General features: G+C 33.9%; 4 protein-coding genes. 3 read left to right on the top strand and 1 reads right to left on the bottom strand.

Features of this window, described 5'->3' with window-relative positions:
• Positions 1-788 precede the first annotated feature (788 nt).
• A complete protein-coding gene (locus KPL55_RS21230; RefSeq protein ID WP_216308758.1) occupies positions 789-1,751 on the bottom strand; it encodes a hypothetical protein in 963 nt (320 codons plus the stop codon).
• A 1,144-nt stretch (positions 1,752-2,895) separates the two neighbouring features.
• Here KPL55_RS21230 and KPL55_RS21225 point away from each other — a divergent pair.
• The 3 genes from KPL55_RS21225 to KPL55_RS21215 are packed head-to-tail and all read left to right on the top strand — an operon-like array spanning position 2,896 to position 8,735.
• The gene (locus tag KPL55_RS21225; protein ID WP_216308757.1) at positions 2,896-6,132 is read left to right on the top strand and encodes a helicase-related protein; all 3,237 of its coding nucleotides are present in this window, start codon (positions 2,896-2,898) and stop codon (positions 6,130-6,132) included.
• Complete coding sequence (locus KPL55_RS21220; protein ID WP_216308756.1) at positions 6,133-6,816, top strand: DUF4391 domain-containing protein; 684 nt, start codon at positions 6,133-6,135, stop codon at positions 6,814-6,816. It begins immediately after the preceding gene.
• Complete coding sequence (locus KPL55_RS21215; RefSeq protein ID WP_216308755.1) at positions 6,804-8,735, top strand: site-specific DNA-methyltransferase; 1,932 nt, start codon at positions 6,804-6,806, stop codon at positions 8,733-8,735. The genes KPL55_RS21220 and KPL55_RS21215 overlap by 13 nt, the downstream gene beginning before the upstream one ends.

Here is an 8,735-nt window from a genome sequence, read left to right as displayed (position 1 = left end):
GAAGCAAAGAAGAACAAACACACTGCATAAGAAATGCGACCAACAATTTGATCGCATCATCTTATACATTTTTAATTATTTTACGTGTCTACTTGACAGGTGTCGGTTCACTAGAATGGTAGGTGCTTTTGTTATTCGCAGGAATATATCATATATATCAGTATTAACTAACGTCAAAGCTATATCCAATATACATATAGAAGGTGTAAGGTTGAAGTCTGTGGATCGACCCTTCCATATATGTGATTAATGTGATTATAATGTTTGTTTTTAGCTTTAATAAATGTTACTCTTTCATCATTGTATTGTTTTAATAATGATAAAAGAGTAACCCATTCAGATATTTATAAACTTATAAATAGAAAAGACATATATAAGGAACACCAAATGTACCTAAGGAATATAGATATTATTATTGTGTGGAGAGTCTATTCTGTATATCACTGTAAAGTAATGGCCACAGTTTGACAGTAGTGATGCTAAAGATCTTTAGCAAAGGTTTTATAGTCTAAGACAAACAAATACTTTAGGAGAGCTAAGACGGCGCAATACTACTCTACCGAATCTAATTTTATACTTAGGAGGGGGTGGGGCATGAAACTAAAGAATTCTCCTCTATATGTATAGTCTGGTACCGAGAGGATTTATATTTATTTTTCAAAGTGGCTATACTTAATTTATTACTAATTGTCTTCAAGTAGATATAGGTTACCTTACAATCGTTCATTGACATTAGTCAAAGTCTTTTAAACCTTCTACGATTTCACTATAGGGGGAAACCTTTTTAGTTAACGAAGGTTTTTAATATCTAAGTCAAAACTCGGCTTGCACATATAGATCTTATTGGGTATATTTTTATCATATACTATATTCAACATAAGATTATCATTAAGGTCACTTAAAGCCTTTTTAATGTATTGTCGTTTGTACTGTATTTCCTTCTGAGCAACTGGAACACACTCTATTAAAGTATCTATCATAGTAGTAGTGTAATTATTTTTACCCATCCACAGTAAGGCTAGTAAGTATATCTTCTTAGCTGTATAATTCTTTGTTTTCCCATACAATGTTTTATCGTAAATTAAATTATAATTATTAACTATCATAGTATAAAAAAATCTACTTATTTTTATTTTAGTTACATCAACAATTTTTGTGATTCCGGATACATCAGTCTCTTCGTACCCAGTATAACCTTCGATATAATGATATTGAGAACTTAAATCGTTATCATATTTTTTAGTCCTTATATCATATAGTCCTCCTTTATAACTATTTGTTATAGTTGTTGCAACAAGCACCTCTATACTTCTTTTTATTAGATCTCTTGTGTGATTATTAATTGAGTTAAATCCTAATTCCCTAGACAGTTTATTGATTGTGAAGTCGATATACAGATCCTCGTCTAAAAGATCCTCAGTTTTTAATTCACAAATACCGTTATCAGTTTTATTTTTGATAAAGATACTCTCTAGTGCAACTAAAGTATCTAAATCTCTTAGTGTAGGTACTCCATATTCTGCATGTCCAGATACAAAGATACCTCTTTGAACAGGGGCGCCTTTTCTGCTACTCCAATTATATGCTAAGTCTATATAGCGGTTACCTTGATATTCAGCTATACATGGAAGTTGGATACTGTTGCCATCGACAATAGACTCACCAGCGTTAAGCTTGTATACTCTTGATTTATTAATGTCCATCAACTCTTTTTTAAATATTGTTTCAAGATCTTTAGTTCTTCTTGGCATTTATCCATACCTCCAATAAATTTATTCACCTTAACCTTCTGTAGGTAGTGATAGATTACTGACATTATATATTCTCTATATCAGTTCTCCTTCATGTACTGCATATTCTTTGTAATCATTAAAAGATAGAAAAACTACTCTTCTCCCTTTTCGTCTTTGATACACAGCTTGTTTTTTAGAAGGTCTATCGACAAAGTCCGAGGTCTTAATACCATTATTGTTAACTGCGTAGTTGATTCCATCTCTATTGGTTACCCAAGTGTAGACACTTCGAATCTCTCTATAATTGTAATAGAGAGATGGATGGCCTGTATGAGGTAATAACCAAAACTTTTCACCAGCCCAGTTTGTAGTTCTGCATAACTTTATAATTAGTTCTAATGTTTCTTTTGGTTCACTAAATAGCTCTTTAAAAAAGTTTATATCTTGCTCATTTACTGTTGCATAAGTAAATTGTGAATAAGAATGTGCTCCAGGCTTTTTGAACGATTGTATGCAATTAGAGCAATCTTCAATGATTTTCCATTGCTCACTACTGAATAAATCCCTGTGATTTTTATCTAATAGGAATCTTTTATATATTAGATGATTACCACGTATATGGAGTAATTGGAGTAACTCATTATTATCTGCTATTAAATTTTTATCAATTTCATTACCATGCTCATCGTATTCAATTATGTATACTTTTTTATGTTCATAGCTAGCCCTCCCTGTTATACTGGATAGTGTCTCTTCGTTGGGTTAAAGTAAGAAGAATTTTACTGAACAATAACATAGTATATCATCATACAAAAAAAGTCAACAATGTATAAATATGTGTCAATTCCGACATGACAATAGTAATTTAACAAAAGTGTGTTGAAATTATCTTGTTAGAAACCATATATAAATGCTAGTAATGTAACGGTTTGTATTAAATTCTTGAGTAGGAAACGGTTAATCATTTTTAGAATGTGATTGTGTTAGTGTAGACAAAAGTCGATAACAAAGATATTAAATACCTATGGATTATGGTAACTGTTGTATATTGAAGACGGTTATAGAATAATTAATTAATAGAGAGTATAATTATAATTATGTTATGTAAAGAGAGAAGAGGCTTTATAAGGTTGTTAGATTAGCGAGGGGGGCGAACTAAGGAATGAAGATAATAGATAATGTGCGAGAATTATTAAAGGATGATCTAGCCGTTGTTATGAAGAAGAATAGCAAGGTTGCTATAGCCGCATCCTATTTTTCAATATACGCCTACCAAGAGCTGAAGGCTCAGCTCAAAAACATTGATGAACTAAAGTTTATATTTACGTTACCATCCTTTACTACGGAGAAAGCAAAGAAAGAAAAAAGAGAATTCTACATTCCTCAGCTTAACCGAGAGAAAAGTCTTTATGGTACAGAGTTTGAGGTCAAGCTACGTAATGAGTTAACACAAAAGGCAATTGCAAAAGAATGCGCTGAGTGGGTGCGTAAAAAAGCAACTTTTAAAACAAACATTACACAAGAAAACATGGGTGGTTTTATCAATGTTCAAAATGATGACACTCAATTTACATATATGCCTATTAATGGCTTTACAACTGTTGACATTGGATGTGAGAAAGGTAACAACATATATAATATGGTCAATAGGTTTGAAGCGCCTTTCAGTGATGAGTACTTCAAACTTTTTAATGAGGTGTGGAGTGATAAGGAAAAGCTTCACGACGTTACGGATGAAGTTATCAAAAATATTACCACTGTTTATAGGGAGAATCCACCGGAGTTTATGTACTTTACAACACTTTATAATATCTTTAATGAGTTCTTAGAGGATATATCAGAGGATGTACTTCCAGACGAAGCAACAGGCTTTAAAGAAAGTGCTATATGGAAGAAGCTTTATAATTTCCAAAAAGATGCTGCCCTAGCAATCATTAATAAGCTTGAAAAGTTCAATGGTTGTATCCTAGCAGATAGTGTAGGACTGGGAAAAACGTATACGGCCCTTGGGGTCATTAAATATTATGAGAACCGTAACAAGTCGGTTTTGGTGTTATGCCCTAAAAAACTTATGGATAACTGGAACACTTTCAAATTGAATCTGCTTAATAATCCTATTGTAGGGGACAGGCTACGATATGATGTGTTATATCATACAGATTTATCTAGAACCAGAGGCTATTCAAATGGAATCCCCTTGGATAGAATCAACTGGGGGAATTATGATCTAGTGGTGATAGATGAATCACACAACTTCAGGAATGGTGGAAAGACCTCTGGAGAGGCTGGGGAAAAGGAAAATAGATACCTTAGGCTTTTGAATGAAGTAATTAGAAAAGGTGTAAAGACAAAGGTTCTTATGCTATCCGCAACTCCAGTGAATAATCGCTTTAATGATTTGAAAAATCAATTGGCATTAGCTTATGAAGGTGATGAGAGTTTAATCAATGATAAGCTGAATACAAAGAATAATATTGAGGTTATCTTCAGGCGAGCTCAAACATCATTTAATGTATGGAGTGGTCTAGACATTTCCGAGAGGACAACAGAGAATCTTCTCAAAATGCTTGATTTTGACTTCTTTGAACTCCTAGATAGTGTTACTATAGCACGTTCAAGAAAGCATATTGAGAGGTGCTATGATACTACAGATATAGGATCATTTCCACAAAGGAAGAAACCTATATCTATTCGTTGTGGATTGACTACACTACAACATGCTATTAACTACAACGACATATATGAACACTTGTCATCGTTGAACCTTAGCATATATACCCCTTTGGACTATATTTTCGATAGTAAAATAGAAAAGTATGAAGCAAAGTATGGTACTGATATGGGTCACACACGTTTTAAGCAGTCAGATCGTGAAATAGGAATTATGGTTCTAATGCGAATCAATTTGCTCAAGCGTTTGGAAAGCTCTGTATATGCTTTTAGACTGACTGTTAATCGTATATTAAAGCTGATAGAGCAAACCATTGAAGAGATAGAAAGCTATGATCCTGACAAGATTATAGAATTACGAGATCTCAACGATCGTGATTTTGATATGGATGATCAGAATACAGATTACTTTTCCGTTGGTAAAAAGGTTAAAATAGATTTATTGGATATGGATTATAAGACTTGGTTAGATGACTTAAAGGAAGACCGACACGTTCTATTAGAGTTACTTCTTGGAATTGATATTATCACCCCAAGCCAGGATAAGAAGTTAAACATATTGATGGAGACCATTGAAAATAAGATGGTAAATCCTATAAATGGAGACAACAAGAAAATTATTATATTTTCAGCCTTCGCAGATACGGTCGAGTACCGATATAATCATATAAGTAAGATGCTTAAAGAAAGATATGGATTGGACACCGCAATGGTGATAGGTGGTAATGGTAGTAGAACCACAGTGCCAAAGCTTCAAACTGACCTTAATACAATACTTACGTGCTTCTCACCTATATCTAAGGAAAAGCATTTAATTATGCCAAATGAAAAAGCAAAGATTGATATGTTGATTGCAACAGATTGTATATCAGAGGGTCAGAACCTTCAGGATTGTGACTTTCTTATCAACTACGATATACACTGGAATCCAGTCCGCATTATACAGAGATTTGGTAGAATAGACCGTATTGGAAGTAAAAATGATGTAATTCAACTGGTGAATTTTTGGCCGGATTTAGACCTAGACGAGTATATCAAATTAAGGACAAGGGTAGAAACTCGAATGAAGATTACAGTCATGACATCTACTGGTGATGATAACCCTATTGATGATGACAAGGGTGATTTGGAGTACCGCAAACAACAGCTAGAGAGACTTCAAAATGAAGTTGTGGATATAGAAGAAATGTCGAGTGGTGTGTCCATCATGGATTTAGGGCTTAATGAATTCCGTATGGATCTAATTGGATATATTAAGGACAACCCTGATTTAGACAAGACACCATTTGGAATGCACGCAATTGTATCTTCTGCTGGAAAAGAAGTTCCACCAGGAGTAATATTCGTTCTCAAGAATATCAATAAGGGTGTAAATGCAGAGAATCAAAATAGGCTCCATCCATTTTATATGGTCTATATTTCAGATGATGGTGAGGTTGTGTCTGATCATCTTAATCCAAAGAAGACCTTGGATATTTTAAGACTCATATGTAGGGGGAAAACAGAACCTATTGTAGAACTTTGCCATCAGTTTAATGAGAGCACTAATGACGGTGCGAATATGATTAAGTATTCTGACCTTCTCCAAGAAACAGTTGCGTCTATTATTAATGTTAATGAGGATAGCGATATAGATAGCCTGTTTAAAGCAGGAGGAACAACAGCACTTAGAAGCAACATAAGTGGCTTAAGCGACTTTGAACTAATATGTTTTGTGGTGGTGAAGTAGATGTTGGACTTTCCTAGAAGTACTGCATTCAATAAGAAGATACCCAAGCAAAAATTCTATGAGAAACTAAGTGTGTCTAGCGGCCTAGAGCAGCAGTTTGTGAAGGAGATTGATACTGTTTATTGGAAAAACAAACTGTCACCTGAAACCCTTAATGTTAGTTCTGGTGAAAGTGTTACAGAAATCGAAGTCTTTGAGATTGCATTAAAGGAACAACGTATTAGCAAGAATATCATTGAGGCAATTGACCGTGAGATTTCCTATCACATTGTGTTTGTGGTAAAGTACAAGGACTTGGGTCAGATATGGATTAGCTTTAAAGAAGACAGCAAGAGCCGTGAAGGTAAATTCAAGGTTTATAGCTATTATAAAACAGATTGGTTAAAGTATGATGATTTATCGTTGAAAATTGAGGGGTTGAATTTAGATAAAATTTATGAGACTTTTATGTTGCAAGTCGCAGATGGCAAGTTACAGCTAGATGATGGTTCAGATATAAAAGAGGCAGTTACAAAGGGCAAAGAATTGGAAAAGCTCGAGAGCTATATTAATAAGCTGGAAGTTAAAGTTAAGAACGAAAAACAGTATAACCGACAAGTAAAATTTATGGGTGAATTGAGGAAAGCTAAAACACAACTTCAAAATGACCTTAAAAAGGTGGAGGTATCAAAATGGACAAGTTAAATATGGAGAGTATTAATATGACGCAGAAGAACATTGAAGGAATAGGGGCTCTATTTCCTAATGTTATAACAGAAATGATTGATGAGGGTGGTAATCTTAAAAGAGGTATTAATTTTGAGTTATTGAAGCAAGAACTAGCTAGTGATGTAATTGATGGTGAGGAATGCTATGACTTTAATTGGGCTGGCAAAAAGGCGGCTATTGTAGAATGGAACACTCCCATTCGAAAGACACTTCGTCCGTGCATTAATGAGAGTAAGGATTGGGAAACTACTGGTAACTTATATATAGAAGGCGATAATCTGGATGTATTAAAATTACTTCAAGAAAGCTATCTAAACAGTATAAAAATGATTTATATTGATCCTCCATATAATACCGGGAATGATTTTATTTATAAAGACAATTTTACAATAAATAAAGATGAGTATGATGAACAAATAGGACGCTATGATGAAGAGGAAAATCAACTTTTTCAAAATACAGAATCAAATGGTAGATTTCATAGTGACTGGTGCAGTATGATATATCCAAGACTAAAGCTTGCCCAGAATTTACTTGCTGATGATGGGGTAATTTTTATTAGTATTGATAATAATGAAGTTGCTAACCTAAAAAAAATTTGCGATGAGGTCTTTGGTGAAAGTAATTTTATTGAACAGATTCCTTGGATTAAAAGGGTATCACCAGCTAACGATTCACAATGGTATAGTGGTGATCATGAATTCATATTGATTTATGCGAAATATAAAAACAATTGGTTTCCTAAAAGGACGAAGAGAACAGCTGAACATGATAAGTATTATAAAAATGCAGATAATGACCCACGCGGTCCTTGGAACTCTGCGGCTTATACGTGTAACAAAAGTCGCTCAAAAAGGCCAAATTTATATTATGCTATAGTTAATCCAAACACAGGTGAAGAGATTTATCCAAATGAAAATGCAGTATGGGCTTATTCAAAAGATACACATAAAGAAAATGTAAAAAATGGGTTGCTTTATTGGGGAGCTAATGGTCAATCAAAAAGCCCTAGAAGAAAGCAATTTTTAACTGAAGCTAAAGATGTAGTGGCCAGATCATATTGGCATTTTACAGAAGTTGGTAGTACACAAACAGCTACTACGGAATTGAGAAATTTATTTGATGGAGCATCATTTTCATATCCTAAACCAGTAAGTTTATTAAAAAAGATCATATATCAAGCCACTAATCCTGATACAAATGATATAATTCTTGACTTTTTCTCTGGTTCTGCAACTACTGCACATGCAGCTATGTTACTTAATGCTGAGGATGGAGGCAACCGCAAATATATTATGGTTCAGTTACCTGAAGTATGCGATGAAAAGGGTGAAGATTATAAGGCTGGCTATAATACCATTTGTGAAATAGGAAAAGATCGAGTTCGGCGTGCTGGAGATAAGATTAAAGAAGAGTTAATCAAGAATAATGCACAGATGGAAATAAAGCAAGAGGAAAAGCCTCTTATTGATATCGGATTAAGGGTCTTAAAAGTAGATAGCGCCAATATGAAAGACGTCTACTATGCTGCCAATGAATATAGCCAGTCAATGATTGAAGGGCTAGAGTCTAATATTAAAGAAGATCGTACAGATTTAGATTTACTATACGGGGTGATACTTGATTGGGGGTTAACTTTATCATTAAGCCATAAGATTGAAGAGATTGAGGATGTTACAGTTCATACTGTTGATAACGGATCTCTTGTTGCTTGCTTTGCAGAAAATGTTTCTGAAAGCGTAGTTAGAGAAATCGCAAAGCGCCAACCGCTTCGTGTAGTATTTAGAGATAGTAGTTTTGCAACCAGTCAAGGTAAAATTAATTTATTAGAAATATTTAAGCAGTTTTTTAAATGTAACGATGAGGAAGTAAGAAATAGAGTTAAGGTAATATAG

Source organism: Clostridium lacusfryxellense (genome assembly GCF_018861735.1).
GTDB lineage: Bacteria > Bacillota > Clostridia > Clostridiales > Clostridiaceae > Clostridium_AD > Clostridium_AD lacusfryxellense.
This window is presented reverse-complemented; position numbering and strand designations above follow the sequence as displayed.

Bases quoted from the DNA above. Each gene is read 5' to 3' on its own strand.
- KPL55_RS21215 (WP_216308755.1), top strand. From the start codon at position 6,804: ATGGACAAGTTAAATATGGAGAGTATTAATATGACGCAGAAGAACATT.
- KPL55_RS21220 (WP_216308756.1), top strand. From the start codon at position 6,133: ATGTTGGACTTTCCTAGAAGTACTGCATTCAATAAGAAGATACCCAAG.
- KPL55_RS21225 (WP_216308757.1), top strand. From the start codon at position 2,896: ATGAAGATAATAGATAATGTGCGAGAATTATTAAAGGATGATCTAGCC.
- KPL55_RS21230 (WP_216308758.1), bottom strand. From the start codon at position 1,751: ATGCCAAGAAGAACTAAAGATCTTGAAACAATATTTAAAAAAGAGTTG.